The sequence below is a fragment of the bacterium genome (assembly GCA_030647005.1).
Lineage (GTDB): Bacteria > Patescibacteriota > Patescibacteriia > JACPHY01 > JACPHY01 > JAUSKG01.
Genome location: JAUSKG010000016.1, coordinates 1 through 24,361, shown reverse-complemented (window position 1 = coordinate 24,361; position 24,361 = coordinate 1). Strand labels below are relative to the sequence as shown.

General features: G+C 61.5%; 20 protein-coding genes, 1 tRNA gene, 1 rRNA gene and 1 pseudogene. 5 read left to right on the top strand and 18 right to left on the bottom strand.

From position 1 onward, the window contains the following. Positions 1-80: 80 nt before the first annotated feature. The 6 genes and pseudogenes from Q7S96_01815 to Q7S96_01790 all read right to left on the bottom strand — a co-directional run bounded on the left by Q7S96_01815 (position 81) and on the right by Q7S96_01790 (position 7,145). A 16S ribosomal RNA gene (locus Q7S96_01815) occupies positions 81-1,562 on the bottom strand. A gap of 471 nt (positions 1,563-2,033) precedes the next feature. Continuing rightward, positions 2,034-2,768: a tRNA (guanosine(37)-N1)-methyltransferase TrmD gene (trmD, locus tag Q7S96_01810; protein MDO8462989.1), complete on the bottom strand. Its 735-nt coding sequence runs from the start codon at positions 2,766-2,768 to the stop codon at positions 2,034-2,036. Positions 2,769-2,907: 139 nt separating this feature from the next. After that, positions 2,908-3,249, bottom strand: a complete 342-nt coding sequence (locus Q7S96_01805) for a KH domain-containing protein (GenBank protein ID MDO8462988.1) — start codon at positions 3,247-3,249, stop codon at positions 2,908-2,910. A gap of 235 nt (positions 3,250-3,484) precedes the next feature. Beyond that, positions 3,485-3,721 (bottom strand): annotated as a pseudogene (rpsP, locus tag Q7S96_01800) (30S ribosomal protein S16). Between the two features lie 184 nt (positions 3,722-3,905). Beyond that, complete coding sequence (locus Q7S96_01795) at positions 3,906-4,709, bottom strand: hypothetical protein (GenBank protein ID MDO8462987.1); 804 nt, start codon at positions 4,707-4,709, stop codon at positions 3,906-3,908. Positions 4,710-4,925: 216 nt separating this feature from the next. Further along, positions 4,926-7,145 carry an AAA family ATPase gene (locus tag Q7S96_01790; GenBank protein ID MDO8462986.1) on the bottom strand — a complete coding sequence of 740 codons (2,220 nt, stop codon included), beginning with the start codon at positions 7,143-7,145 and terminating at the stop codon, positions 4,926-4,928. Positions 7,146-7,258: 113 nt separating this feature from the next. On the opposite strand from Q7S96_01790, the gene Q7S96_01785 reads away from it, so the two are divergent. From Q7S96_01785 to clpP, 3 genes are all read left to right on the top strand, one after another. Continuing rightward, the gene (locus Q7S96_01785) at positions 7,259-7,924 is read left to right on the top strand and encodes a hypothetical protein (GenBank protein MDO8462985.1); all 666 of its coding nucleotides are present in this window, start codon (positions 7,259-7,261) and stop codon (positions 7,922-7,924) included. A 152-nt stretch (positions 7,925-8,076) separates the two neighbouring features. Then, complete coding sequence (locus Q7S96_01780; protein ID MDO8462984.1) at positions 8,077-9,075, top strand: DHH family phosphoesterase; 999 nt, start codon at positions 8,077-8,079, stop codon at positions 9,073-9,075. Positions 9,076-9,115: 40 nt separating this feature from the next. Continuing rightward, the gene (gene clpP, locus Q7S96_01775; GenBank protein ID MDO8462983.1) at positions 9,116-9,730 is read left to right on the top strand and encodes an ATP-dependent Clp endopeptidase proteolytic subunit ClpP; all 615 of its coding nucleotides are present in this window, start codon (positions 9,116-9,118) and stop codon (positions 9,728-9,730) included. Positions 9,731-10,400: 670 nt separating this feature from the next. Here clpP and Q7S96_01770 read toward each other — a convergent pair. The 4 genes from Q7S96_01770 to Q7S96_01755 all read right to left on the bottom strand — a co-directional run bounded on the left by Q7S96_01770 (position 10,401) and on the right by Q7S96_01755 (position 13,080). Continuing rightward, positions 10,401-12,281 (bottom strand): VanW family protein, encoded by a 1,881-nt coding sequence (locus tag Q7S96_01770; GenBank protein MDO8462982.1) that lies wholly within the window; start codon positions 12,279-12,281, stop codon positions 10,401-10,403. After that, positions 12,278-12,484, bottom strand: a complete 207-nt coding sequence (locus Q7S96_01765; GenBank protein MDO8462981.1) for a DUF3006 domain-containing protein — start codon at positions 12,482-12,484, stop codon at positions 12,278-12,280. The genes Q7S96_01770 and Q7S96_01765 overlap by 4 nt, the downstream gene beginning before the upstream one ends. A gap of 11 nt (positions 12,485-12,495) precedes the next feature. After that, positions 12,496-12,924, bottom strand: a complete 429-nt coding sequence (locus Q7S96_01760) for an Hsp20/alpha crystallin family protein (protein MDO8462980.1) — start codon at positions 12,922-12,924, stop codon at positions 12,496-12,498. 84 nt (positions 12,925-13,008) lie between these two features. Continuing rightward, positions 13,009-13,080, bottom strand: a tRNA-Glu gene (locus Q7S96_01755). A gap of 73 nt (positions 13,081-13,153) precedes the next feature. On the opposite strand from Q7S96_01755, the gene tsaD reads away from it, so the two are divergent. Continuing rightward, entirely contained in the window at positions 13,154-14,416 is a 1,263-nt protein-coding gene (gene tsaD, locus Q7S96_01750; protein ID MDO8462979.1) for a tRNA (adenosine(37)-N6)-threonylcarbamoyltransferase complex transferase subunit TsaD, read from the top strand. Positions 14,417-14,486: 70 nt separating this feature from the next. On the opposite strand, the gene Q7S96_01745 is transcribed toward tsaD, so the two are convergent. From Q7S96_01745 to Q7S96_01735, 3 genes are read right to left on the bottom strand one after another with little or no spacing between them, the layout of a single operon-like run. Beyond that, entirely contained in the window at positions 14,487-15,995 is a 1,509-nt protein-coding gene (locus Q7S96_01745; GenBank protein ID MDO8462978.1) for a hypothetical protein, read from the bottom strand. 14 nt (positions 15,996-16,009) lie between these two features. Next, entirely contained in the window at positions 16,010-16,288 is a 279-nt protein-coding gene (locus tag Q7S96_01740) for a hypothetical protein (GenBank protein MDO8462977.1), read from the bottom strand. A gap of 37 nt (positions 16,289-16,325) precedes the next feature. Beyond that, the gene (locus Q7S96_01735; GenBank protein MDO8462976.1) at positions 16,326-18,074 is read right to left on the bottom strand and encodes a hypothetical protein; all 1,749 of its coding nucleotides are present in this window, start codon (positions 18,072-18,074) and stop codon (positions 16,326-16,328) included. 162 nt (positions 18,075-18,236) lie between these two features. On the opposite strand from Q7S96_01735, the gene tsaE reads away from it, so the two are divergent. Then, complete coding sequence (tsaE, locus tag Q7S96_01730; GenBank protein ID MDO8462975.1) at positions 18,237-18,695, top strand: tRNA (adenosine(37)-N6)-threonylcarbamoyltransferase complex ATPase subunit type 1 TsaE; 459 nt, start codon at positions 18,237-18,239, stop codon at positions 18,693-18,695. Between the two features lie 29 nt (positions 18,696-18,724). Here the strand turns inward: tsaE and Q7S96_01725 are convergent, their stop codons facing one another. The 5 genes from Q7S96_01725 to Q7S96_01705 form a co-directional block, all read right to left on the bottom strand. After that, positions 18,725-19,210, bottom strand: a complete 486-nt coding sequence (locus tag Q7S96_01725; GenBank protein ID MDO8462974.1) for a hypothetical protein — start codon at positions 19,208-19,210, stop codon at positions 18,725-18,727. A 217-nt stretch (positions 19,211-19,427) separates the two neighbouring features. Next, complete coding sequence (locus Q7S96_01720) at positions 19,428-20,186, bottom strand: hypothetical protein (protein MDO8462973.1); 759 nt, start codon at positions 20,184-20,186, stop codon at positions 19,428-19,430. A 2-nt stretch (positions 20,187-20,188) separates the two neighbouring features. Further along, positions 20,189-21,871, bottom strand: a complete 1,683-nt coding sequence (locus tag Q7S96_01715; GenBank protein ID MDO8462972.1) for a GspE/PulE family protein — start codon at positions 21,869-21,871, stop codon at positions 20,189-20,191. A gap of 14 nt (positions 21,872-21,885) precedes the next feature. Continuing rightward, positions 21,886-22,845, bottom strand: coding sequence for a hypothetical protein (locus Q7S96_01710; GenBank protein MDO8462971.1), 960 nt, complete (start codon positions 22,843-22,845; stop codon positions 21,886-21,888). Between the two features lie 464 nt (positions 22,846-23,309). Beyond that, positions 23,310-24,361 (bottom strand): hypothetical protein (locus Q7S96_01705; GenBank protein ID MDO8462970.1); only part of this gene is annotated, 1,052 nt, incomplete at its 5' end.

Sequence of the window (24,361 nt, the reverse complement as noted above, 5' to 3'; positions counted from 1 at the left end):
CAGCATTCCGATTGCTCGGAACACCGAACGACCTAGAGTGTCCGGTATGCACCCGGAGGTGCTCCCGGAAATACTCCGAGAAAGGAGGTGATCCAGGACCAGCTTCCGCTAGCCCTGCCTTGTTACGACTTCGTCCCTCTCATCAGGCTCTCCTTGGATCCCGGAACCGAGACCTTCAGGAGCTCCCAACTCGCTTGACGTGACGGGCGGTGAGTACAAGACCCGAGAACGTATTCAACGCGCCGTGGCTGATGCACGTTTACTAGCGATTCCAACTTCATGGAGGCGAATTGCAGCCTCCAATCCGGACTGGGATCGGTTTTATAGGTTTTGCTCCACCTCGCGGTTTCGCATCCCGTTGTACCGACCATTGTACCACGTGTGTAGCCCAGGACATAAGGGCCATGCTGACTTAACGTCATCCTCGCCTTCCTCTCTGTTGCCAGAGCAGTCTCCCATGGTTGATTGAGACATGGGACGAGGGTTGCGCTCGTTACCCCACTGAAGGGAACACCTCACGGCACGAGCTGACGATAGCCATGCAGCGCCTGTTCTGCACCCTCGAAGGTCACACGTTTCCGTGCGCTTGCAGCAGAATGTCAAGCCCTGGTGAGGTTCCTCGCTTTGCATCGAATTAAACCACATGATCCACCGCTTGTGCGGGTCCCCGTCTATTCCTTTGAGTTTTAGCCTTGCGGCCGTACTTCCCAGGCGGAATGCTTAATGCGTTAGCTTCATGAAGGGCACCGAGAGGGTCGATACTCCCGATACCTAGCATTCATCGTTTAGGGCGTGGACTACGGGGGTATCTAATCCCCTTCGCTACCCACGCTTTCGTCCATGAGCGTCAGAATCGTTCCAGTGTGCTGCCTTCGCCTTTGGTGTTCCTGCAGATATGAACGGATTTTACCCCTACACCTGCAGTTCCGCACACCTCTCCCGACCTCGAGCCCGACCATCTCCGCTGCGGCCTCAGGGTTGAGCCCTGAGATTTGACAGCGGATGTATCAGGCCGCCTGCGGACCCTTTACGCCCAGTGAATCCGGATAACGCTCGGGGCACTCGTATTACCGCCGCTGCTGGCACGAGTTTGGCGGCCCCTTATTCCCCAAGTACCGTCAAGATTTCGTCCTTGGGAAAAGCCATTTACACCCCGAAGGGCTTCATCTGGCACGCGGCGTCGCTCCGTCACGCTTTCGCGCATTGCGGAAGATTCTTGACTGCAGCCACCCGTAGGTGTTGGGACAGTGTCTCAGTTCCCATGAGGCGGGTCGTGCTCTCACACCCGCTACCCGTCGTTGGCTTGGTAGGCCGTTACCCCACCAACTACCTGATAGGACCTAGGCCCCTCCCAGAGCGAAAAACCATTTTGTACAGACCGCATGTGTGGCTGTACATCATCGGGAATTAGCCACTCTTTCGAATGGTTGTGCCCGTCTCCGGGGTAGGTTACCAAGGTGTTACTCACCCGTTTGCCACTTGCACCGAAGTGCTCGTTCGACTTGCATGCCTTAGACACGCCGCCAGCGTTCATCCTGAGCCAGGATCAAACTCTCAACAATGATGGAGCCAGTGATGGCACCATCGGTTAAGTCGCTTGAAGTGACTCGTTTGATTCTCTACTGCCATGCTCCCAGAAGGAAGCATGGAATAGTTGATTGCATCTCCTGCCTTGCGGCATGAGACCAATCGATGACCCACTGATCACTCTTCAATTGATAACGAGCTGGCATCGTTACCTCCGCAGGCGAGCGTACGCAGGAACGGCCTCGGACGGTGCACCGAAATGTTGGTTGGTGCGTTGTGGTCCGGGGTCTGCCTACGCTCACCTCCAGAGATGATGCGGGCGGGAACAGAAAACCGCGACCTCCGTGCGGACGGGATGGCCCCGGTTTGCTCCCCACGTCAGCTTCCTGAGGTGGGACGGCTTCTGGTAGTCCGAGGGAGAACTACATGGGAACGCTTGCTTCTATACTACAGGCCACAAAAACCCTGTCAAGAGCTTGTAAACGTTGAGGTTTCGGTGGCGCGTTTCAGGCATCGCGCGATGCACGATGCGCCTCGCGCCACGCCGCAATTGCCGCGTGGTCGCCCGTGAGGAGGATGTCCGGAACGCACCAGTGGACGCCGCGCTTGGGCGAGAAGTCCGCGGGTCGCGTGTATTGAGGATACTCGAGGAATTGCAGATTTTCGATTTTCGATTTTCGATTGGACTGCAGTTGGTAGCTCTCGTCCGCAAGTGATGCGGGATCGCCGAGGACGCCGGGGATGAGGCGCGTGACGGCATCCGCGATCGTGAGCGCGGGGAGTTCGCCGCCGGTGAGGACGTAGGGTCCGACGCTCACCTCTTCATCTGCGAGGTGCATCGCGACGCGCTCGTCCACGCCCTCGTAGCGGCCGCAGAGGATGACGAGTCGGTTGTAGTGTGTCGCGTACCGCTCCGCATCGCGCTGCGTGAAGAGCGCACCCTTCGCGCTCGTGAGGACGACGCGTGTCTTGTTTCGCTTTGCGCTTGCGACGCGGAGGGTGCGGCTCGGGGCCTTGAGTGCACGGAGCGCGCGTGCGAACGGCTCGACCATCATCACCATCCCGGGTCCACCGCCGAACGGCGCATCGTCCACCTGCCGATGCTTCCCCTCCGCCCACTGTCGGAGATCATGGATGCCAAACCGCACGCGTCGTTTGTCCTGCGCGCGCGCCATGATCGAGGCGTTGAGGTACGGCGCGACGATTTCGGGGAAGATGGTGACGATGTCGATTACGTACATAGAGGCATCATGGACAGTGTATCACGGTGCGTGTCGCGCCAAAGACCAAAGCACCTGCCATGGAGGCAAGTGCTTTGGAATATGCGGAGGGACGTGTGCAGTATCTGCGTGATCCGCGTTGATCTGCACACAATCTCCCTTAGAGGTCGAGATTGAGGTCTATGTCGTCATCGTCCTGTGCGGATGCCTGCGCGGATGACGGAGCATCGTTCGACTTGCGCGAACTATGGGTTGAGCCCTCCGGTTCCTCGATCTTGAAGTTCACGCGAGCGTTGTTCTTTGCGCCTACCACCTTGAGGAGGGTGCGCACCGCGCGCGCGGTCTGTCCCTGACGACCAATGAGGTACCCCATGTCGGATGGGTCTACCTTCACGGTGATGAGGACGCCCATGTCGTCTACCGTCCGGATGGTCTCCACCTTGTCCGGATTGTTGACGAGCTGCTTGACCACGTAGTCCACGAACTGCTGGTCGGTTTCCATGTTGGAACGATCGTTACGGTTCATGCGGAACTGCGTACCAGAGCTGCCGACCTATCGCAGCCGATGCTGTTCCGAATACCATCATACCACCACGCATCGCTCCGTCAAGCGTGCGCTACGCCGCTGCCTCGGGCGCAGGTGGCTTGCTCTCTTTCTCCTTGCGCTTAGCGGCTTCCGCATCGAGCTTCGTCTTGCGCTTCTTGGAAATGCTCACCGTGCGGCGCTTCTCGCCCGTGATGATGCCTTCGCCCACGAGGAGGTTCCACACGGTGTCCGATGGCTGGGCGCCGTTCGCGATCCAGTGCAGGACGCGCTCCTTCTTCACGACGAGCGTCTTGGGTTTTGTGAGCGGGTTGTAGTGGCCGAGGTTCTCGAGGTAGTCGCCCCACGGGTCTTTGGTGGACTCCTGGACGACGATACGGTAGGTCGGCTGCTTCTTCTTCCCCTTGCGGGAGAGACGGATGGACACCATAGGACATGTGCCGTTCCTGCCACAGCGCGGGACGAACCAGTCGTTCGATCGGGTGGTCAGGGGACAGCGATTGAAGAATGCGGAGCGATAGCTCCACCTGCATGTAGCGTAGGGAAATCGTGGGGGTGTGTCAAGAGAAGAGCCCCAACCGTGTGGTTGGGGCTCTCGTGGCGCGATGCGCCGATCAGGGCGGGGGAGGTGGTGGGCAGGCGTCGCCCGCTGTGGCGATCTGCTCGTCCGAGAGGCAACACTGCGTCCTTCCGGCGAGGGCTTGCTTGCGATAGAGGGAGCGGGGGATCTCGACCATGGCATGCGCCGGGCAGGTGTACTCGTTCACGAGCGCACCGGGCATTGGTTCGTAGATGCTGCCGCTCGTCTGCAGGCCGCTCTCGTCCCAGCTATTGCTACATTCTTTGAGGATGCTGTGGTCGAGGTCTACGGTGCAGGAGCGCACACCGTTTTCGGGATCAAAATATGATCGGTACGATTCGGTAGCGTACTGTCGTACATAGGCGACCTCGCGAAGCTCGTGGGTGTTGCGCGGATCTCCAACGCTCGTGCACGCCCGCGGTCCGGTGAGGCCGTAGCAGTTGTTGCTGTCATCGCTCCGGCGAATCCTGGCGAGGGCCTCCGCGCGCATGACCACACAGGAATTGATGGACTTCGCGTGGATCCTGTCGCAGTCGAGGAATTCCCACCGCCCGTCCCATCCGAGATGCGCCGTCTTGCGGACGATGTCCTCATGGATGTCCTGCATCCCGCGGAGGTGCGGCATCACGAGTACGTCGAGCTGCTCGGTGACGGAGGGACTCAGGAGGAGCCCGTCGCGGTCGCGCGCGTGCGCTTCCACGATGGGCTCCGGTTCCTCACCGCACGCATCGGCGGTGCAGGTGAGTGGTTGCTCCTGCTGCTCGAGGAACGTCGATCCGAGGAACAGCAATGCACCGAAAGCGCACAGCGCGGAAACGATCTTCAATCCACGAGTCATCGTGGTCTCCTTATCTGTGAGGGGGTTTTTCCCGTTGGCAAGGTACTCATCCAACTATATACGATACCGGAAAATGGGCTTCCTGTCAAGGGAAGATAGGAAAATCCTTGAAAAATGGTGTAGCGGAGGTCTTCAGACCTCCATCCGAATGTTCCCTCCGTAGCTGGTGCGGGAGCACCGAAGATTGTTTCCGCTACATGGGACAGGCAGCTACGCTTACGTTGCCATTTCCTTCGCCTCCTCCAGTTTCATGGAGAGGATCCTTGACGCCCCGTCGCCGGCCATCGTTACACCGTAGATGGCGGCGGCGCGTTCCATGGAGTAGCGGTTGTGGGTGACAACAAGGAACTGGGTGTGCTTGCTGAGGTCTTTGAGGATCTCCGCGAATCGGACGGCGTTGGCCTCATCGAGTGCCGCGTCCACCTCATCGAGCACCACGAACGGCGACGTGCTCGAGGAGATGATCGCGCAGAGCAGCGCGATCGCCGTGAGCGCGCGTTCACCGCCAGAGAGCATGGAGATGGACTTGATACGCTTGCCCGGAGGGGTGGCGGCGATGTCGATACCAGCGACCACGCCCGACATGCTCCGCGCGACACGGGATGGGCGGTCAACCGGAGGGATATCGGGGAGGGATGCATCCTCGTCTTCCTGCTCGTTTGCATCTTCGTGCTGCGCAGCGCGCAGCAGCGTGAGCCGCGCCTGGCCGCCGCCGAAGAGCTGGCGGAAGTATCGTTCGAAGTGCTCGTTGATCGTGGTGAACGAGGCGTGGAACGCGCGGTCAATGTCCTCGGCGAGTTCCGCGATGATGTCCTCGAGCGCGTGGATGGAGCGGCGGAGGTCGGTCGTCTGGCTCTCGAGGAACGCGACGCGCTCGCGGGTCTCCTCGTACTCGCGCACGGTCTCCTCATCGAGCGCGCCGATCGCCGCGATGTCGCGCTTGAGGTACGCGATGCGCTGCTCGGCATCTGCGGGGAGCGGTGCAGTGGGTGGCGTGAGCGTCAGAGGATCTCGATCGGCGCCGATGTCGCGCGCGATCTCCACGAGGAGGTCCTCGCGGCGCTGTTCGAGCCGCGCGAGCGCGATGCGCGCGTCCTGCGCGCGGTTCGTCACGCTGTTGAGCGCGAGCTGCCGTTCGCGGTAGTTGCGCTGGAGCTCAAAGAGCGTCCCCTTCTTCTTCCGCTCCTCCGCGTGGAGCGTGCTCATGCGCTGCTGGGTCTCCTTGAGCTGTGTCTCGATGCCCACGAGTGTCTGCTCCGTCTGTCGGAGCTCCGGTGGTGCTTGCGGCGCATCGGGATTCGCACGCTGGCGGACCGCCGCGATGCGCTCGTGGAGCGTCTGGAACCGCTCGACCATGGGCGGAAGCTCATCGAGCGCGGTGAGGGTACGCAGCGCAGTGAGGAGCGCGTGCGTATCTCGGAGGACCGCGTCGAGGTCTGTGGTGAGCGCGGCGGCCGGCAGCTCCTCGCGCGATGCCGCGCGCCGCGCGAGCTCGTGCTTGAGCGAGAGCACGCGCTCGCGGAGGTGCTGGCGCTTGTCCACGAGTGCTTCGTACTCGCGCTGGAGCGGGAGGAATGCGTCATCGTGCTGCTCCTGCTGCTCCAGGTCCGTGAGTTTCCACTGGATGCTGTCCACGTCGCGCTGGAGCGTCGTGCGCTGCGCGTCTGTCTCCGCGTGCGCCGCGTTCGCGGTTTCCACCGCGGCGTGGAGGTCGTGCCAGCGCGTGCCGTAGAATTGTTCGAGGAGTATGGCGAGCTCGTGCTCAACTTCCGCCCGTCGCTCCAGGCGCTTGACCTGGCGGGTGAGTGAGCGCAGCCGCGGGCTGAGCTCCTGGAGGAGAGCCTCGCCCTGGTGGAGGTTCTCCTCTGCGCGCGCGAGCTTGCGGAGTGCGCTGTCGCGTTTGAGCTCTGCCGGTCGGATCCCCGCGGCCTCATCGAAGAAGCTCTTGCGCGCAGCCGGCGATGCGAGGAGGAACTCGTCCACCATGCCCTGTCCGATGATCGAGTACGTGCGCTGGCCGATGCGGGACCGCGCGAGGAGGAGCTGGATGTCCTCCCGTCGTACCTGGGTGCCGTTGAGGAGGTACTCGGACTCGCCGGAGCGGTAGACGCGGCGGCCGATCGTCACCTCGCGGTAGTCAATCGGCGCGGTGCCGTCATCGTTGTTGAGCGCGAGCGTCACCTCGGCAACGCCGAGCCGTGGACGCTTTGGCGTGCCGGCGAAGATAACGTCCTCCGCTTTCTTCCCGCGCAGGAGCTTCATGGACTGCTCGCCCAAGACCCAGCGGATGGCATCCACGACGCACGACTTGCCGGACCCATTGGGCCCGACGATCGCCGTGATGCCACGCGACCGATCGGTCGGCGGCAGGAACGTAAGCGTCGTCGCGTTCGCGAACGACTTGAAGCCGTTGAGGTCAATGCGCTCGAGGTACATAGCTACTCCCATCGTACCAGCACGTTTTACGGGTTCCTGTTGACAAGCAACCATGGGGACGCTACGGTGCTCGTAGTGTTGTTGCTCCTTCCCCCAAACGAAAGGAATCGCTCGTGGAACCTTCTAAGAACACGCAGGATCGCTTGCTCGCGCTCATGCGACCGAGCAAGGATGCGAAGGAGGTAATGCTCAACGGTCTCTGGCGCGCCATCGTGGATGAGGCACCGGACGAAGGGTCTATCGCTGCGCTGGCGTTCGTGCTCGAGGAGTTTCCGTACGCGCACCTGTCCGGTCCAAAGACGCCGCTCGCGAGCTATCCGTCGGTTGTGCACGACGAAGGTTTTCCCGTGATGCAGACGCTGACGAGCACCGCGTTCCAGAAGCGCCTCGTCGCCGTGATCGCGCAGCTTGATGCGGAGGGGTGTAACACCACCGCGTGCGCTCGTCGCGTATGGCCGATCTTCAGGGAGGTGCATACTGACCGTGAACACTCGGTGCTCCTCGGGCAACTCCTCGAGAGCACGGTGCTCTCGCCCCACCACCGTGAGCTCGATCCGAAGGATCTCTGGTTCAACGTGGACAACGAGGAGGCGCAGGCCAACTCCTGTTGCACCCTCTGGAAGCACCGCGAGGTGCTACGGCAGCTCCACGGGATATTCGTGAGTGACCTGCTGCAGACGAAGACCGCCTGCGGCGACCGCGTCTTCACGCTCTTGGCGACGATCGGGGACTCGTATGAGCGCGCCGTGGTCTTGGGTCACATCCTCTGGCGGAACTGATCGAATGCAGGCAGATCAGGAAGTCCATTGACTCTCCCGAGTAGCACCCCGCGCGTCCCTGCCTACAGCAGCCCCACCTCCTCGTGAGGTGGGGCTTTCTCGTTTCGGGATCGCCTTGACATCGCTGGGGTATCTCGCTATCATAGACGGCTATGCCGATTGCTTCCAGTTCCGCCATTGCGCACCACGATGCGTACCGCTCCGTCTGGGAGCGGTTGGTTGCCGCGCGTCGGGTGCTGCTCGTCTCGCCCAAGCACCCCGACGGCGATTCCGTGGGCTCCATCTGCGGGCTCGGCGCGGCGCTGCGCGACGCGGGGAAGGATGTCGTGCTCTACTGTCCCGATCCTATCCCCGTGCAGTTCGATGGGATCCCGGGGATTCAGGGGATTGTGCAGCGCGGACGCGGAGAGGGGGGGGATGGAACGTTTGATGCCATCGTCATCGTGGACTCATCCGACATCGCGTTCGCGGGTGTTGCGGATGAGCTTCCGAAGTGGAAGGCGACGGATGGGCAGCTCATCGTCATTGATCACCACGCGACGAACACGATGTACGGTGACGTGAACCTCGTGCTGCCAGCATCATCCACGACGCAGATCATCACGGCGATGCTCGATGCATGCCACATTCCGATCACGCCCGCGATTGCCACGGCACTCTACTTTGGTCTCATCACCGACACGGACAGCTTGACGAATCCCGCGACTTCCGCCGCGGCTGTTGCGACGGCCGCGCGTCTCGTCATGGCGGGCGCGCGTCCGGGTCCCGTGCTCCACGCGGTGTACCGACGCAAGCCGATTGCCGTGCTCAAGCTCTGGGGCGCGGCGTTCGCGCGGCTCCGCGTCCACCCGCGGTGGGGCGTGGCGACGTGCGTGCTCCTCCCCGAGGACTTCCGCGGCCTCTCCGCAGACGCGCTCGAGCAGGCGAGCGGACTCTCGAACTTCCTTCAGACCATCCTGCCGGTGCGCGCCATCTGCGTGTTGAGCGATCGCGGCGACGGCATCGTCCGTGGGTCCCTCCGCACGACGCGCGACGGCGTTGATCTCGGAGCCCTCGCCGAAGCTCTCGGCGGTGGCGGCCACAAGAAGGCGAGCGGGTTTGGGGTTCCCGGCGCGTTGGTGCAGCACGGGGACTCCTGGAAGGTGGTGTAGGTGTGCTACACTGCAAGTATTCATGAGCACCAATGCACCTATGCCCTCCAACACCCTCATCCCCATGGTCATTGAGAAGTCCCAGTACGGTGAGCGCGCGTTCGATATCTACTCGCGGCTCCTGAAGGATCGCATTGTGTTCCTTGGTGAGCCCGTGGACGACGCGATGGCGAATACGATCATCGCGCAGCTCCTGTTCCTGGAGTCCGAGGACAGCAAGAAGGACATCAAGGTCTACGTGAACTCGCCGGGCGGGTCCGTCACCGCGGGCATGGCGATCTACGACACGATGCAGTACATCAAGCCGGACGTTGCGACGATCTGCGTGGGACTCGCTGCGTCCATGGGCGCGGTGCTCCTCGCCGGCGGTGCCAAGGGCAAGCGCTACGCGCTGCCGAACTCGGAGATCATGATCCACCAGGTGCTCGGTGGCGCAGAGGGGCAGGCATCGGATATCAAAATTCGCGCCGAGCGCATCCTCAAGATCAAGGACCGTCTGAACAACATCCTCGCGCACCACACCGGCCAGGATTTTGCCAAAGTGGAGCAGGACACGGATCGGGACTACTTCATGACCGCCGCAGAAGCAAAGAAGTACGGTCTCATTGATAAGATCATCGAATCAAAAGAAGTTGCGGCGAAGGAATCCCGATGAGAACAAGGGGAACGCTGCAAAACTCTTTTTATCGTCATTTCGACCGAGTAAGTCCGCGAGCGAGTGGAGAAATCTCGCGCAATGGAGCGCATGAGATCTCTCGACTTCGCGGAGCTCCGCTCGAGATGACGAGTACGAGTAGCAGCGTCCCTTCGATGGATACGCGTAGGGGAGGGGTTTACCCCCTCCCTTTCGTATTAGCACAACTGAGCGAAATATACGCATTTCGTGCTTCTTTTGACCAATGAATGACTTGACAGGAAAAGGCATCTGTGCTATGGTTCTTAGTTCCCCGCACGGCAGTTCTCAGACAATGAACGAACGAACGAAACGGGGACACCACGACCGGTGTGCTCATTGCAGAACGGTTTGGATAGCTCCGGTGCAACCGGATGCTTCCCTGGTATCGTCGTCCTGGGGAGCTGTGCTCGAGGGTCGCCACCGCTGGCGTCTCTTCGAGAGAGCAGGGCCCTGCGCTCACGACAAGCATGGGGTCCAAGTGGCTGGCCGATCCGGTTTGACATCTTCGGATTGACAACTCGACCGACCCACTCACTGGATCCCTTGAGCGCAGCTTTCTGGGACGACATCTCGTAGAAGAATAGGGAGTACGCTACAATACCACTCGCGCAAGCGGGTGGTATTGTGGTTGGGCGGTGACGGCGAGGCATTAGCGGGGAGCTTCGGTGCTCGCGGCTGGCGGCTCGACGGGAGTCGCTGCGGCCTCAGCATCTGTTGCCGCCATCTCCTCCGGCGTCACACCGATCAAGCATAGCGCCTGCCAGGGGCGGTAGTGGGATTTGAACTCCTCCTCCCGTACGGTGCCATCGGCGAGCGTGACGGTGTAGGTGAACTTGGCATCCGCGCCCGCGTGCGCACGTTCGAGGCACTTCTTTTCACCAGGTGGGAGGTCGGTGGTCGGGACGAGGCGCGCCGCCGGTGGTTGGACGACATTGAACATTTCGGGCTCTGTCGTGTGCGCCGTGCGGCCATCGGACGTGCCCCAGATTTCGTAGGTTGGCGTGTCGCCGGCGACGCGCGCGATGAGCATGATGTGGTGTCCGGTGTCATTCACAAACCGGAAGTCCGGCCACGGGCCGTAGATCGTGGCATCCATGCCGATGGGTGGTTCGTAGTAGGAGACGCGGTATGCGTGGTTCGTGCGCGCGGTGACGGGCAGTCCGGCGTTGAGCACCGCGCGGAAGAGCGTCGTGGACACCTGGCAGAGTCCGCCGCCGAACTCGGGGATCGTGCGGTTGCCCTTGATGACGAGCTCGGCCTTGTAGTTGTTTGCGGCATCGAACGGTGAGAGCGCGTTGACGGTGGAGAACTCCTCCCCGGGTGCGATGATGAGGCCGTTGAGGAGTGCGGTGCCGTTGCCGATGTTGTGACGGCGATTCGCAGGGCTGCCTGTAAAACTCGTCGCGCCGCGACCGAGCATTTCCCGAATGCCGAGGTCGTTTGTTGCTTCGAGCGCGACCGTGGGTGCGGTACGCGCGACGGGAAGCTCGATGAGCGGCGCGCGCGATCCAAAGACCGCCGCCTCGACCATCGCGGTGAACAGCGTACGGTCAATGCCGATCCCGTCCACGGATGGTGTGAATGCCGTCACGCGCTTCGTGTTCGGGTTGAACGTGAGTGTCGCATCGCGCGGGGCGCGCTCCACGGTTGGCGTGATCGTTGTGGTGATCCATGCCATCAATGCGTCACGATCCAGGGTGGGACGCCCTGCATCATCCAGTGCGAGCAACGTCGCGAGCGTACCTACAGGAATTTCCCATCGCGTCGCGTCGGGTCCGGTGATGGTCAGCGGTGCGCGCGCGAGTGCGGCTTGGAGTTCCGGGAGGACTGCGTTGACCTCGGCAAGTGTGAACGGGGGCGGAATATTCTGGACGGTGAGTGCCATGGGTGCCGGATCCAATGCAGCGATACGCGCCCGTGTCATGGTAATGACCGCATCGGCATCAAGTGCGCGTCCGGCAACGCCTTCGGTCACCACAAACGACCACGCTGCATCATCCACCGCTTCCGCCGCGCGGACGGACGCCGGTTCCATGGGGACGAGCGCCGCAGCGTAGTTCGCGGTGAGGGCATCCATGAGTTGCTCCGCGTGAATCGTCACATCAATGGGGACGGTGAAGCCGCCGTTGACGGCCCCGCGCACGCGATGCGACCACTGGGATGGCGCGGAACCATCGCGGCCAATGCGCATGGCGACGTCCACGAGCGACGGCACGTCCACCTCCGCGAGCGGGTACCAGAGGTCCGGATCACCCGATGCCACGACGATCGTCTCGAGCATCACCGTCTGTCCATCGAGCGTGTAGGCGAGACCCTCATTGAGGCGCGCGTCCATCACTGCCCGCACGCGATCCACTGCTGCATCGGGCGCGAGCCCACTCACGTCAATCGTGCCGATGGTGACACCCGGAAAGATGCGGCCCTCGTACGCGTGCTCGTAGGTAATTGCGCCAACGCCAACGGCAGCGAGGAGCAGTACGAGTACTGCTCCAACGATCGAATACCAGATGACGTGGTGGTGGGAGGTCATGGGGAGAGGAGTTCGTTCAAGATGTCTTTCGCACGTTGTGCGCGTCGGTCCGTCTCGGTGGGGGTGCTGCCGAACGTGAGGTCGAGCACGTCGCCCTCCGCCGTTTCCTCCGGCAGCTCCGTGCGCGGGATGCGTATCGTCTCGCCGTTTTCGAGTTCGATGACGGCGATGTCGTTCTCAAAGCGATCAACGGTGACCTGCATAGGTGAATCGGTTACTCGAGCTCCGCGACGGCGATCGTGTTTCGCTCGATGAGTTTTGGGAGCGTGATCGTGAGCACGCCGAGCTTGAGCTCGGCCTTGGAGCGCGGGACGTCCACGGGTTCCGGGAGGATAACTGATCGTGAGAACCTACCCCAGAAGCACTCCTCCACGAGGTACGATCGGTGCTCGTGCGGTGCGCACGATGCGCGCTCCCCGCGGATCGTGAGGAGGTCGCGCTGGATGGACAACGCGAGCGCATCCGGTCGCACACCGGCGATCGCGGTTTGCACCACGAAGTGCGTTTCCGTCTCATACACGTCCACGGAGAGCTCTCCCTCCGCTGCCGCCTCCATCCACTTCTCCGGTTGGAGGAGCGGGATCGTGTACGCATCGGTCTCAATCGGTTTCACCGGAAATGATTTGATTGCGGTCTTGAACATAGCAGCGTCCATTCCAGTATGCCACATCGCGAGCATTCTTTCAATCGAAAACCGACCACGCATGATGCGTGGTCGGTTTTCCTATGACCCCACCGGGAATCGAACCCGGATTTGCGCCGTGAAAGGGCACCGTCCTAACCGTTAGACGATGGGGCCGGACGATTGAAGATGTATGATTGAAGATTGAGGATTTATTGGTAGTTTGTCAATCAATGGTAGCATGGAGTACATGGCGGAGCAACATCGGAAGAATGCTACCGGACACCCCCTCCAACTCCCCCTCAAGATGAGGGGGAGGGTTATGCGCGTCCTGGGGATTGAGACGAGCTGTGATGAGACGGCGGCATCGGTGGTGACGGTTGCGCGGCAGGGGTTGGGTGCTCGGTGTGCGATGGCGTTCGAGGTGCACTCGAGCGTCGTGGCATCGCAGGTGGACATCCATGCGCGGTACGGGGGGATCGTTCCGGAGGTTGCGGCGCGAGAGCATGTGGGCGCGATCATGTCGGTCATCGAGCAGGCACTCCACAATGCGCACCTCTCCCCCCTCAGTCCCCCCTCTCCCCGAGGACGCGGAGAGGGGGGATGTAAGGGTGTTGATGCCATTGCGGTGACGAGCGGGCCCGGGCTCATGACGTCGCTCGCGGTGGGGGTGGAGACAGCGCGGACGCTCGCGTATGCATGGGGGAAGCCGGTTGTCGGGGTGAACCACATTGAGGGGCATGTGTTGTCGGCATTACTTCCGTCATCGTTTCGTCATTTCGACCAAGCGAGTTCACGAGTGCGTGGAGAAATCTCATCCGGGGATGCAGGTGCATCTGCTGGACGAGATCTCTCGGCTTCGCTCGAGATGACGGATGAGGTACGTTTTCCCACCCTCGCGCTCATCGTTTCCGGAGGGCACACGGAGCTGTTGCTCATACGGGGTTGGGGGAAGTACGAGCTCATCGGTGCGACGCGGGATGATGCGGTGGGGGAGGCGTTCGATAAGGTGGCGAAGATGTTGGATCTCGGGTATCCGGGCGGGCCGATTGTCTCGCAGCGTGCTGAGGAGGGTGATCCGACGGCGTTTGCTTTCCCAAGGCCGATGATGGACTCGGATGATTTCGAGTTTAGCTTTTCGGGATTGAAGACGGCGGTGCGGTACATGCTGGAGCGCGAGCAACGAGGAGGAGCAAGGATGGTAGCTGACGTGTGCGCGTCTTTTCAGCGGGCGGCGGTGGAGGTACTCGTGGCGAAGACGGTGCGAGCGGCGCGGCATGTTGGTGCAAAGACCGTGCTCCTCGGCGGCGGAGTGGCGGCAAACGCGGCATTACGGGAGCAGCTCGGTGATGCGCTCGGTCCTACGATTGACTATCGGCTACCAGCCCTTGCGTACACGGGCGATAACGCCGCGATGATTGCGGCGGCGGGTGGGGTGCGGTTGCTCATGGGCAGGGAGACGGGATGGCAACGACTTGCGGCCGATGCGAACTGGGAGCTCGGGAGGGAGTGACGGGCGTGGTGGCAACGTGAAGGACGAGGGAACCCCCGATGGTCATCGGGGGTTTTGCGCAGCGGGCACGTCACTCGGAGAGGGAGGTGAGAGTGTCGCCGTAAGAGTAGATGAGGGAGGGATGGAGGGTACGGACGAAGCGGTTTTGGAAGCTGAGTGCGGTGAAAGTGTTTGATCGCACGGGGCGGAGGACGCCGCGTTCGACGTAGAGGATGGTGTCGTCGGAGCGCACGAGTGTACCGGTGGGGTGGATGTCTGCGCCGAGGGGCGTGCCGAGGGTGTAGGACGGCCAGAACGAGACCGGCACATCCACGACTTGCTTATTCCAGTCCTCGCCAAAGAGCAGTCGTGCGCGTGCTTCGGTTTCCACCCAGCGGAGGATGCCACCGGGTTCAACCGCGTAGACCTTGGGGTCGGATTCAATTTTCACGAGCCAGGTGCCGCCGCGAATGGTCATGATGCCGCCGAGCGCGTGCACGGCGAGCGACGTATCTGCCACCGCGCCCACATGCGCGAACGTGTCGTGCCAGCTCTTGTACGTCATCTCGTTCGGATAGGTGTAGCGCTTGTTATCCGGCCCGATGGTGTACACCGCGGTGCCCACGGGGGACTTCACATGCGTATTGGTCGTGAGGCCGAGCGTGGGGGATCCTGCCACCGCGGGTACGGGAGTTGGCGCGGCTGGCGGTGCGTAGGGAGTTGGCGCAATGATAACACCTCCTCCACCGCCCCCACCGTTCGATGCTGCTGGCGCGGGCGCGTCCTCACCAGTCGTCGTCACCACGATGGTGTCACTCGTCGTCGCGTTGTTCGCTCCGTCCACAGTACGGAAGAGGTAACTGTAGCTTGTCGCGGAAGCGAGCGGGGTATCGAGGAGGCGTTGTGCCCCCCGCGAGACACGTCGGAGCAGGACTCCAGAGACCGCGGAGGATGGTGGCTGGTTGCGGAAGATGTCAACGTGCGCGAGGTCTGTGTCCGGCGGATCAGTCCAGGTGAAGAGGACGTGATCGGCACCCGGGGTCACCTGGATGTTTGTTACCTTCCCGGGCGGTGTCGTATCGCCACCGGCGCTCGGCGGGGATCCCGACGCGCTGCTCGCGGTCCATGTCGTTGCAACCTTGTAGCTCACGGTGGCGCAGGAGCTCGTCGTCGAGCAGTTGAACACGATCCACCCGACGTTCTCGCCCCACGCATAGCCCGCGAAATCACCGGACGAGTTGATCGTGATACCGCCACCGGTGGGGTTGAACACGATCCACCCGACGTTCTCGCCCCAGGCGTGTCCGGTGAGTGTTCCCGAACCGTTATTCGCTACCTTGTAGTCCACCGTGGCGCAGGACGACGTGTTGGAGCAGTTGAGGGAGATCCACCCGACGTTCTCACCCCACGCGTAGCCGGTGAGTGCGGTGTCGGCCACTGTCACGTTACCTTCTGACGTGCCGAAGTTGAGCCACCCGACGTTTTCGCTCCACGCGTACTTGTTTGTGGAGCTGATGTTTCCCGCAAAGACAATACGGCCGCCAGCGAGTGTGCCGGCAGCGACGAGTGCGAACAGGAGGAGGATTGGGAAACGTCGCATGCGCGAGAGGAGAGTCAGCAGCTCCCACCGGTGAGGTTGGTATTGATGCACCGCGCGATCTGGAGCGCGCTGCCGGTGGAGCTCGCGGTGATTGCGGAAGAGCTGAATGAGGTGCCGACGAGTGCGTTGTACGCGTCGCTGAGGGAGTCCATGGTAGCGACCGGCGATGCCGAGGGGGTGAGCGATCCCGCGTAGGCGATGCCACGGAACGCGAGCGCTCCGGAGAGTACGACGGCGGTGATAATGAGCGCGTCAATGCCGAGGTGCCTGAGGCGGGTCGTCGTGGTTGTCATAGCTTCCTCAGCACGGTTCATCCTCATGCACGTACTCTTACGTGGTGACGAGTGCAACCTCCGTACACGCCCACACCGTTGTATCAATCGCATGACACTCCGTCTTTGTTGACGATGCTGGCGTGATAGCAGCATTCACACCCGCTCCGGCATCGTCTCCTGACGCAGGAAACACCTTCATGATGTTTGCGCCGACGTTGACAATGACCACGGTTCGTCCCGCCACCGCAGCCGGAAGCGTCACGGTGTCGTTCGCGTTTGTTACGGTTGTAACCTGGTTGACATCCGCAGTGAGCGCACCGTTGCCCTGCGTCTGGGTGGTAGATGCCGTGAGGCCTGTGTTGACATCGAACAGGATTGTGCTGTCATTCGCCATCGTCAGTGCACCATCTTTGGAGAGCGTCATGAGCGCGGTATTGTTTTCAGACCACACAAAACCCGCGTCTGTTGGGACGTTGAACTTGAGCTGGTTTGGGTTACCAGTGTCGCGGCCGATCCAATATGTTGTCGCAGCTCCAGCATTCGCATCCGAGAAGCCGAACCGGAATGCCGTGTTTGCTTCGACGGCACCGGTGGCACCGACAATACGAAGGTACTCCGTGAGTGTGTTGTTCGTGAGCGCGGAGAAGAACATGTCCCCATCCTGTGTTGCTCCGTCGGCAACCGTCGTTGCAGCCCACGAGATGCGGGCTTGCTCGTCCTGGTTGCCCGCAGAGTCGGAGAGGCGCAGCGTTGCATATGCAGCATCAGCATCTGCCGGTGTCGCTCGGTCACCCTCAAAGATCGCAACTTGAGAACTTGCCGCGTCTGCGGTATTCGTGATCGTTGCGCCGAGGGCAGCGACATCGAGATCGAGTGCGCCGTTGAGGTCGAGTGAAGTGCCTACAATGGCCGTGAACGTTCCTGCGCCCGCGCTCGTTGCGCCGATCGTTGTGCCATCAATCGCCCCGCCGTTGATATCAACGGTGCCGGCGGTGAGCGTACCGGAGTCGGTGAGCTCCGAGAGTGCGATGCCGGAATCGAGGATCGTCACCTCCGTGGGGGAGAGCAGTGTTCCCGCAATGTCAAAGAGTGCGGTGAACGCGCCGCCGGCATTGATGAACTTGATTGCTGCGCCTACGGCATCATCGAGATCGGAGTTATCAATGACGAGGAGTGCGTCTGCGCCTTCCGTAGACGCGACGTTGTCGAGGTAGAGGCCGTACTGGGCCGTCGTGGAACTCGTGGTATCCGATGCGGTGAACGACATGACGAGTCCGTCCTCCGTTGTCGCGTTGGTGTAGGCCTTGGTATACGTGAGCTCCTCCGCAGCACCCGCAGCGATTGCGGTATCGGCGTCGAGCGACGCGCTGTCGGCGATGGCGGTGAAGTCCAGCGTATCTGCGGTGAGATCGGCATTGTCCACGTTCGTGAGTGTGTTGCCCGTGCCGTTCGCATCGAACGCGACGCCGGTGATCGCGCCGGTCGTGCTGATGTCCCAGTCCGACGAGTCAATGGCGACCGTGCCGGTGTTCGTGTTCGTGAGGTTGTTGCTTGAGACAGACCAGCTGAGGTTCGTCGCGATGTTCTTGAGGACCTGGATGAGTGACCCCGTGGAGCTCGCGGTGATCGCGGAGGAGCTGAACGTCGTGCTCGCGACTGCGTCGTAGATCTCCGCGACGGTGTTCATGGTTGCCGCAGGTGATGCGGACGGCGTGAGTGAGCCAGCGTACGCAACGAGTGCGCCGCTGAAGAAGAACGTGAGGACGATGCCCACGAGCAATCGAACATGGTTGCGACGATGCATAGATATTCCCATTCTACCGCAGGATGTCGTTGTTGCATATTGGTTGGGGGGGGGGTGGTTCGATGTGGATAACTTACGGATTTTTTCGATGGATCGTCGCGCGGAGCATATGCGGGGGCTATTGTCCTGTATGATAGTATGCGGAGTGACTCTCAGGAACGTATGGAAACGCACACGTACACGACGCAGAGTGAGGAGGAGACCGAGCGCCTTGCCGCAACCGTCGCGGGCACGCTTCGCGGTGGCGATGTGTTGTTGCTCGAGGGTGAGCTTGGCGCGGGGAAGTCCGTGTTCGTGCGCGGGCTTGGGCGCGCGCTTGGGATCGTAGGTCGCATGACGAGTCCGACGTTCGTGCTCATGCGCGTGTACGCGGTATCCGAGCATCTGACCATCCGGCATTTCGTTCACGTTGACGCGTATCGCGTGCGCGACCCGCGCGAGCTCATCGCTGCGGGGCTGGGTGAGTGGTTGGGACGCGATGATGTTATCGTTGCTATCGAGTGGGGGGAGCGTCTCGCAGGTGTCGCGGGGATCACGGTCGCGGTGCGTGTGCAGGTTGTGGCAGGACCATCGGAGACGTCGCGCACCATCTCCATACAAGAGAACCCCCGTTCCGGTTGATGGGAACGGGGGTCTTTCTTTTGGGCTGCTCACGACGGTGTCGTGAGTCGCTCGGTCCGCACGAGGAACGGTGTCGGTTCTTTCGATACCGTCGTGTTCATCCAGACATCCTCCATCGCAATCGTCGCGAGAGCCGGATGTGCTCGAAGCATGTTCATGGTGCTCGTTTGTTGCGCGGCCGGGCACCGGATCAGCGGAACGCAGCGATCCAGTCGAGGCCCTTGGAACAGGAGGAGTCCCTCCGTTCCGTTTCCAAGCTCGTTGAGCAGGAACCAGGGTATCACGCCATCAACGGGGAACGCCTTGTTTTGACGGATTGCGCTGAGGCGCTCTTCCGTCTTGCTCGCTTGCATTGCGCCATCTGGTCCCGGGAACTCCATGAGGTAAAAGAACCCAAGACGAGGATCCGTCGGGAGTACACGGACCCCGTCACCGAATTCGGCGAACAGCGGGGCGCGCGTCTGCAATGTTCGCTCGATATTCGACTGGACCGCCGGACTCAATGTCGTCGTCATACGTATCCTCTCTTCCTTGCTTGCGCCCACCAGGGTGGGCACTGCGTACAGTACCAGAGTTCTTTGAGCTTGTCAAGTGCGTTTCGGCGGTTCCACAAACCGCTGGAGGAGATTGAAAAATTCGTTCTCGTGCGGGAAGGCAACGATTTCCGTACCTCGGAAATCCTCGCTTGCGGTTGTACGTGTCAGTGTGGCATCGCGGCGTGCACGACCGTAGTCAATAATGTATGGCTCGTTTGTTTCGTGCTCGAGTAATAGATTTTTTTGGGTGTGCGTCCCGATGAAAAATATGGGCATCATTGAGTGTGTTCATTGCGTTGCGGACTCGAAGGAGTGTTTCGACAGAGAAGCGAAGCTCGTGCTGCTCCGCGGTGCGGAGAATCTGCTCCATCTGCTTGCGCGTGGGAAGGGCGCGGATATCGAGGATGGTGAGCACTGCCTGCTCGAGGACTTCGTCTCTGAGTGTCGTGACATCGTCTGCGCTGCGGATGCTCGCAAAGCGTGCATCGTGCTGCGCGATGTGGTTGATGATGGTGCGGAAGAGCGTCACACCAACGATGCGTTCCATCGCAATGAAGTTTTTCGTTGGAGCTCCTTTTTCCGGCGCCGCTGCAATGAACGCGAAGGGCTGCGGCGTTCGTCCAAGAGCGTTTCGCCAATCACCATCTCCAGCGGTACGCCGCTGCACATCGAGCACTTCAAATGCAGCACTATGAATCGCCGCCTCGCGATCGAGTGCATTATGGAGTCGATCTCCGGGGTGATAGACGTTTTCCACCTTGAGACAGACGGTACCGCCCATTGTCGTGGCACGCTCTGAAAATACTTCTGCGTTGTTGCCGATTCCAATGCTGTCTGCACTGCTGAAGTATTTCTCGATGAGTACCTCGATTTTCTCGCGGGTCTTTGCGCGTTCCGCAAATGATTTCCATGATTCTGTTCCGAGGTGCTCAAATCGTTCAATGCGTAGGGCCATACTCACTCTGCGACGCGGAAGACCTCTTCCAAGGTTGTCAGGCCATCGAGCGCTTTGAGGATGCCGTCCTGGACCATCGTCACCATGCCGGTTTTGACCGCGAGCTCCTCCATCTCGCGGTCGGCGATGTTCTCGGAGCGGATCGCCGCCTCGATCTCCGGCGTCATCGTGAGGATCTCGTAGATGCCGATGCGCCCCTTGTAGCCGGTGCCCATGCATGCCGTGCAGCCCGCGCCGCGCGAGAAGGTGAGGTTTTTCGCTTGCGCTTCCGCGCGCTCCTGCTCCGGCATTGCGAGGATGATTTGCTCGACGCGGTCGCGCTCCTCGGGCGTGAGCGTCACCGGCTGTTGGCACACGTCGTGGATGCGTCGGACGAGGCGTTGACCGATGATCGCGTTGAGCGCGTTGACGAGGAGGAACGCCTTGATGCCCATGGCGAGGAAGCGTGGGATGGCACCCGCGGCGGAGTTCGTGTGGATCGTCGAGAGCATGAGGTGGCCGGTGAGCGCGGCGTGGATCGCGACGTCCGCCGTTTCGAGGTCGCGGATCTCGCCTACCATGACGACATCCGGGTCCTGGCGGAGGATCGAGCGCAGGCCTTTCGCGAACGTGTACTCGCGCGCGGGGTCAATCTGGCTCTGGTTGATGCCCGAGAGCTTGTACTCGACGGGGTCCTCGAGCGTGATGATTTTTGTCTGCGGCGTGTTGAGCTCCTGGAGGATTCCGTACATCGTCGTCGTTTTCCCCGATCCGGTGGGGCCGGTGGTGATGATCATGCCGTTCGGGCGATGGATCTCGCGGGCGAGCACTGCGGAGGCACGTCCGCGCAGTCCGAGGTCCGCAAACGCGAGCCCCGCTTTTGACGACATGAGGAGGCGCATGACAATGCTCTCGCCCCACGTCGTCGGGAGTGTGGAGACGCGCACGTCAATCGTGTCGTCGCGCATCGCGATCGTGATGCGGCCGTCCTGCGGGGTGCTCTCCACGTTGAGCTTGAGGCCGGCGAGGAGCTTCACGCGGCTCACGAGCTGCTTCCATCGTTCCTTCGGGATGGTCGCGACGCGCTGGAGGACACCGTCAATGCGGTACCGGAGCGCGATGTGCTCCTCCTCCGCCTCGATGTGGATATCCGAGGAGCCCGCGCGGATTGCGCCAGCGAGCACGAGCGTGACAAGGTCGGATGTCGAGGTACTCGCGAACACGCGGTCGAGTGCGCTGAGGTCGGCGAGTTGCGCGCGGAGACGCTCGAGATCCGCTTCACTGATGGCAACTTTCGTCTCCACGGGAAGGATATTCGGGACGGCATCGTAGAGTTTTGTGGCGTGCAGGAGAGAGGCCTCGGAGACGGCGTACTGTTGGACGTTTGCGCGATGGCGCTCCGCAATCTCGTGGGCGATTTCCGCGATGCGCGGATCATTGGGTTCGAGTGCGCCGATGCGGATTTCTGCTCCCGCGTGGAGGAACGCGACGGCGTGGAGCTCGGACGAGCGCGCGCGCGGGATGAGGAGGAGTGTCTCCGGAGGAATGGCGAGGCCGCGGAGGTTGACGTACGCAACACCGAGGCGCTGCGCGAGTTGTTCGGCCTCACGTTCTTTTGCATCGCGCTCGAGCGCCTGCATTTTTTTCGTGAATTGCTCCACGATCGAATCGCTCGAGATCCTTGGGAGTGGGGAGGCACCGGACATAGATGGGAGTTTCCCTACGCATCCGTCGTTCTGTCATCGTTGAGGCGGAGGGCGAACTGGGTCCAGGCGTTCGTGAGGAAGAGCACGTAGATGGCTGCCGTGGTGAGGGCAACAATGGTGAGCACGGTGAGTCCGGAGATCATGGCGACGATGTAGAGCGTTTCGGTGCCGGTTTGCACCGCGACGCCGCCGAGGAAGACGAAGGGGAGGACGACGAGGAGTCCGCCGACGCTCCAGACGAGGAGGAAGAGGATGTTCGCAGCCGAGAGCGCGACGGAGAACTTGAGCGCGAGGAGGCGGTGCGCGTTGAGGTGCGCGAACGTCCGTCGGATCGCGTCGCCAACGCGACGGCGGGTGACGGTTGTCTCGATGAGCGCGAGCGGTGTCGCGAGGTGGAGCACGGTGAGTGCGAGCACGGCGACGATGAAGCCGATGACGCCCGCGATGGTGCCCGCGGTGGTGGGAACCGCGATAGCGTAGCGGAGGATGACGCCCCACGCGATGAGCACGGCAGCACCGGCGATGCGGAAGAGGATGAGAATCGCGAGCGTTGGCCAGGATCGCGCGTGTGCGCGGCGGCGGAGGTCGCGCGGGATTTTCTCACCGCGCGCGAGTGCGGCACCCGCGAGGAGGAGCGCGTTTGTGCTGAGGACGATGAGCCAGATGAAGACGCCGACGAGTGCAAGGGCCGCCGCGCCGAAGGCAAGGAGGCCGCCGGTCGCGGCAGTGCCGTTTGTGCGCGCGGTCTGCCAGAGCTCGGCTGCGGTCGTGCCACCTTCGGTCTGGAGGAGGGGGACGAGCGCTGCGGCTTGCTGCGTGGGATCGCCACCGAGGACCTGGAGCGTCGCGGATGCGAAGCCACTCCCGATCGCCAAGCCAACGAACAGCGCGTACAGCCAGAGGCGACGCTCGCGGAGCGCGACGCGCCATGCGGACCTTAGGATGTGGAGGATGGCCTGTATTTCAGCGTGCATAGCAATGGAGTCGCGCGTTCATGTTCATCGTATCGCACTGCGTCAATGTCGGAAACTGAGCACGCGGTGGAGCGGAGGTCTTGAGACCTCCATGCTGTGTGATTGGGTGGCGTAGGGGCGGGTTTTATACCCGCCCGTTCGGAGGCGGGGTTGCACGCAGGTCCTGTTGGCGTGAGGTCCTTCGTGGAGTCTACCCCGACCGATGCGTCGGGGCTCAGGACGACGCAGGGGGGGACGCGGACGGGAGGGGGTAAACCCCTCCCCTACGGTCCATTGCGAGCCGAATCCGCGCCTGCCCTTCCGTAGCGCTTCGCGAAAGAGGGAGGCGTGGCAATCTGGGTCATAGAGCGTACGCGGCTTTCACCTTTGTACTGGTATGACCGGGATTGCCGCGTCGCGGATTCCTCACACTAACAGAAGAATACCGGAAAACCAAAAGTCAAAACCAAAAGCTCCACGAGGGCTCAACACGCGTACCGTAGCGCGGAACCTTCACCCGTAAACCAAGGGTGATTTTTATGCAGGCCCAACCCATTAATGCTCCAGTTCGCAAATATGCACTCACTGCCGGACGCTGTACTCGGTTCCAAAACTCCAAAGAGCACCGACCAGATGGGGCGTTGGATTAAGATATCCAACGCCTTTCCCGTCTTCTCATAGTGCTGTGCAAACAGGGTGAGGTACGCAGTGAGGGTTGCGAGGGGGTAGCGGTGGGTGACGGCGTCTATCCAGGACTTGTCCCCGATGGTCTCCGTGGTGTTCCGGATGATGCGGTTTTTTGGTGGGTTCTGCTCCCATTTCATGAAGGAAACAACGGGGGGAGGGGTTTTATTTGTTTTTTCTATGATGACGGCCGGACGCGAGAGTGTGGGGTAGAGGGCGGTGAGGTATTGGGACCAGTTGTTTGTGTCGAAGGGGACGGGGATGTGGAGGGGGTCTTTTGGTGGGAGCTCGTTCCGCGTGAGGTCCTGGAGGGTGAGGTCGCGGGTTTGGTCGAGGAATGACTCGATGGTGCCGGCGCGATCCCAGAACTTGATGTTCTTCTCTCGGATGAGTCGGTCAAAGAGCACGCGGGTGAGGGTGCGGGGGATGCTTGCGAGGGAGGGATCGGATGTCTCTTCCTTCGTGAGGTTCTCTGCTCTGGGGGGAGCAACGATGACGGGGAAATCGGTTTCTCCGCGTTCGAGGGAGGCGGTGATGTCTGCAATGCGGTCTTCTGAGAGATGGAGGGTGTTCCGATCAATGGTGAAGGCGGGGTCGTTGTACTGTTGTTGGAAGAATGCTTCTTGGTATTGGATGAGGAACTCAATGGGATCAGGAGATGTTTCAATACCAGGAAAGGCGGATTTGAGCTCTTCGCTCTTGTTTTGGATGAGGGATTCGTGGAGGAGGGGGTTCAGGGTGTCTTTCCAGGATTCGTACGGGAGGTGATTTTCTGGGGTTTCGGATTCGGGGATCTCTCCAGTGCGGTATGCGTCCGCGAGCGTGTTGACGAGCGTGACGAGCTCCGTGAGGG

What these genes read in the sequence shown, in the direction of transcription:
- clpP (MDO8462983.1), top strand. Translation starts at nt 9,116, where the DNA reads ATGCCCTCCAACACCCTCATCCCCATGGTCATTGAGAAGTCCCAGTAC.
- Q7S96_01735 (MDO8462976.1), bottom strand. Translation starts at nt 18,074, where the DNA reads ATGCATCGTCGCAACCATGTTCGATTGCTCGTGGGCATCGTCCTCACG.
- Q7S96_01725 (MDO8462974.1), bottom strand. Translation starts at nt 19,210, where the DNA reads ATGACGACGACATTGAGTCCGGCGGTCCAGTCGAATATCGAGCGAACA.
- Q7S96_01760 (MDO8462980.1), bottom strand. Translation starts at nt 12,924, where the DNA reads ATGTTCAAGACCGCAATCAAATCATTTCCGGTGAAACCGATTGAGACC.
- Q7S96_01805 (MDO8462988.1), bottom strand. Translation starts at nt 3,249, where the DNA reads ATGGAAACCGACCAGCAGTTCGTGGACTACGTGGTCAAGCAGCTCGTC.
- Q7S96_01720 (MDO8462973.1), bottom strand. Translation starts at nt 20,186, where the DNA reads ATGGCCCTACGCATTGAACGATTTGAGCACCTCGGAACAGAATCATGG.
- tsaD (MDO8462979.1), top strand. Translation starts at nt 13,154, where the DNA reads ATGGCGGAGCAACATCGGAAGAATGCTACCGGACACCCCCTCCAACTC.
- tsaE (MDO8462975.1), top strand. Translation starts at nt 18,237, where the DNA reads ATGGAAACGCACACGTACACGACGCAGAGTGAGGAGGAGACCGAGCGC.
- Q7S96_01790 (MDO8462986.1), bottom strand. Translation starts at nt 7,145, where the DNA reads ATGTACCTCGAGCGCATTGACCTCAACGGCTTCAAGTCGTTCGCGAAC.
- Q7S96_01795 (MDO8462987.1), bottom strand. Translation starts at nt 4,709, where the DNA reads ATGACTCGTGGATTGAAGATCGTTTCCGCGCTGTGCGCTTTCGGTGCA.
- Q7S96_01745 (MDO8462978.1), bottom strand. Translation starts at nt 15,995, where the DNA reads ATGCGACGTTTCCCAATCCTCCTCCTGTTCGCACTCGTCGCTGCCGGC.
- Q7S96_01770 (MDO8462982.1), bottom strand. Translation starts at nt 12,281, where the DNA reads ATGACCTCCCACCACCACGTCATCTGGTATTCGATCGTTGGAGCAGTA.
- Q7S96_01715 (MDO8462972.1), bottom strand. Translation starts at nt 21,871, where the DNA reads ATGTCCGGTGCCTCCCCACTCCCAAGGATCTCGAGCGATTCGATCGTG.
- Q7S96_01740 (MDO8462977.1), bottom strand. Translation starts at nt 16,288, where the DNA reads ATGACAACCACGACGACCCGCCTCAGGCACCTCGGCATTGACGCGCTC.
- trmD (MDO8462989.1), bottom strand. Translation starts at nt 2,768, where the DNA reads ATGTACGTAATCGACATCGTCACCATCTTCCCCGAAATCGTCGCGCCG.
- Q7S96_01765 (MDO8462981.1), bottom strand. Translation starts at nt 12,484, where the DNA reads ATGCAGGTCACCGTTGATCGCTTTGAGAACGACATCGCCGTCATCGAA.
- Q7S96_01780 (MDO8462984.1), top strand. Translation starts at nt 8,077, where the DNA reads ATGCCGATTGCTTCCAGTTCCGCCATTGCGCACCACGATGCGTACCGC.
- Q7S96_01710 (MDO8462971.1), bottom strand. Translation starts at nt 22,845, where the DNA reads ATGCACGCTGAAATACAGGCCATCCTCCACATCCTAAGGTCCGCATGG.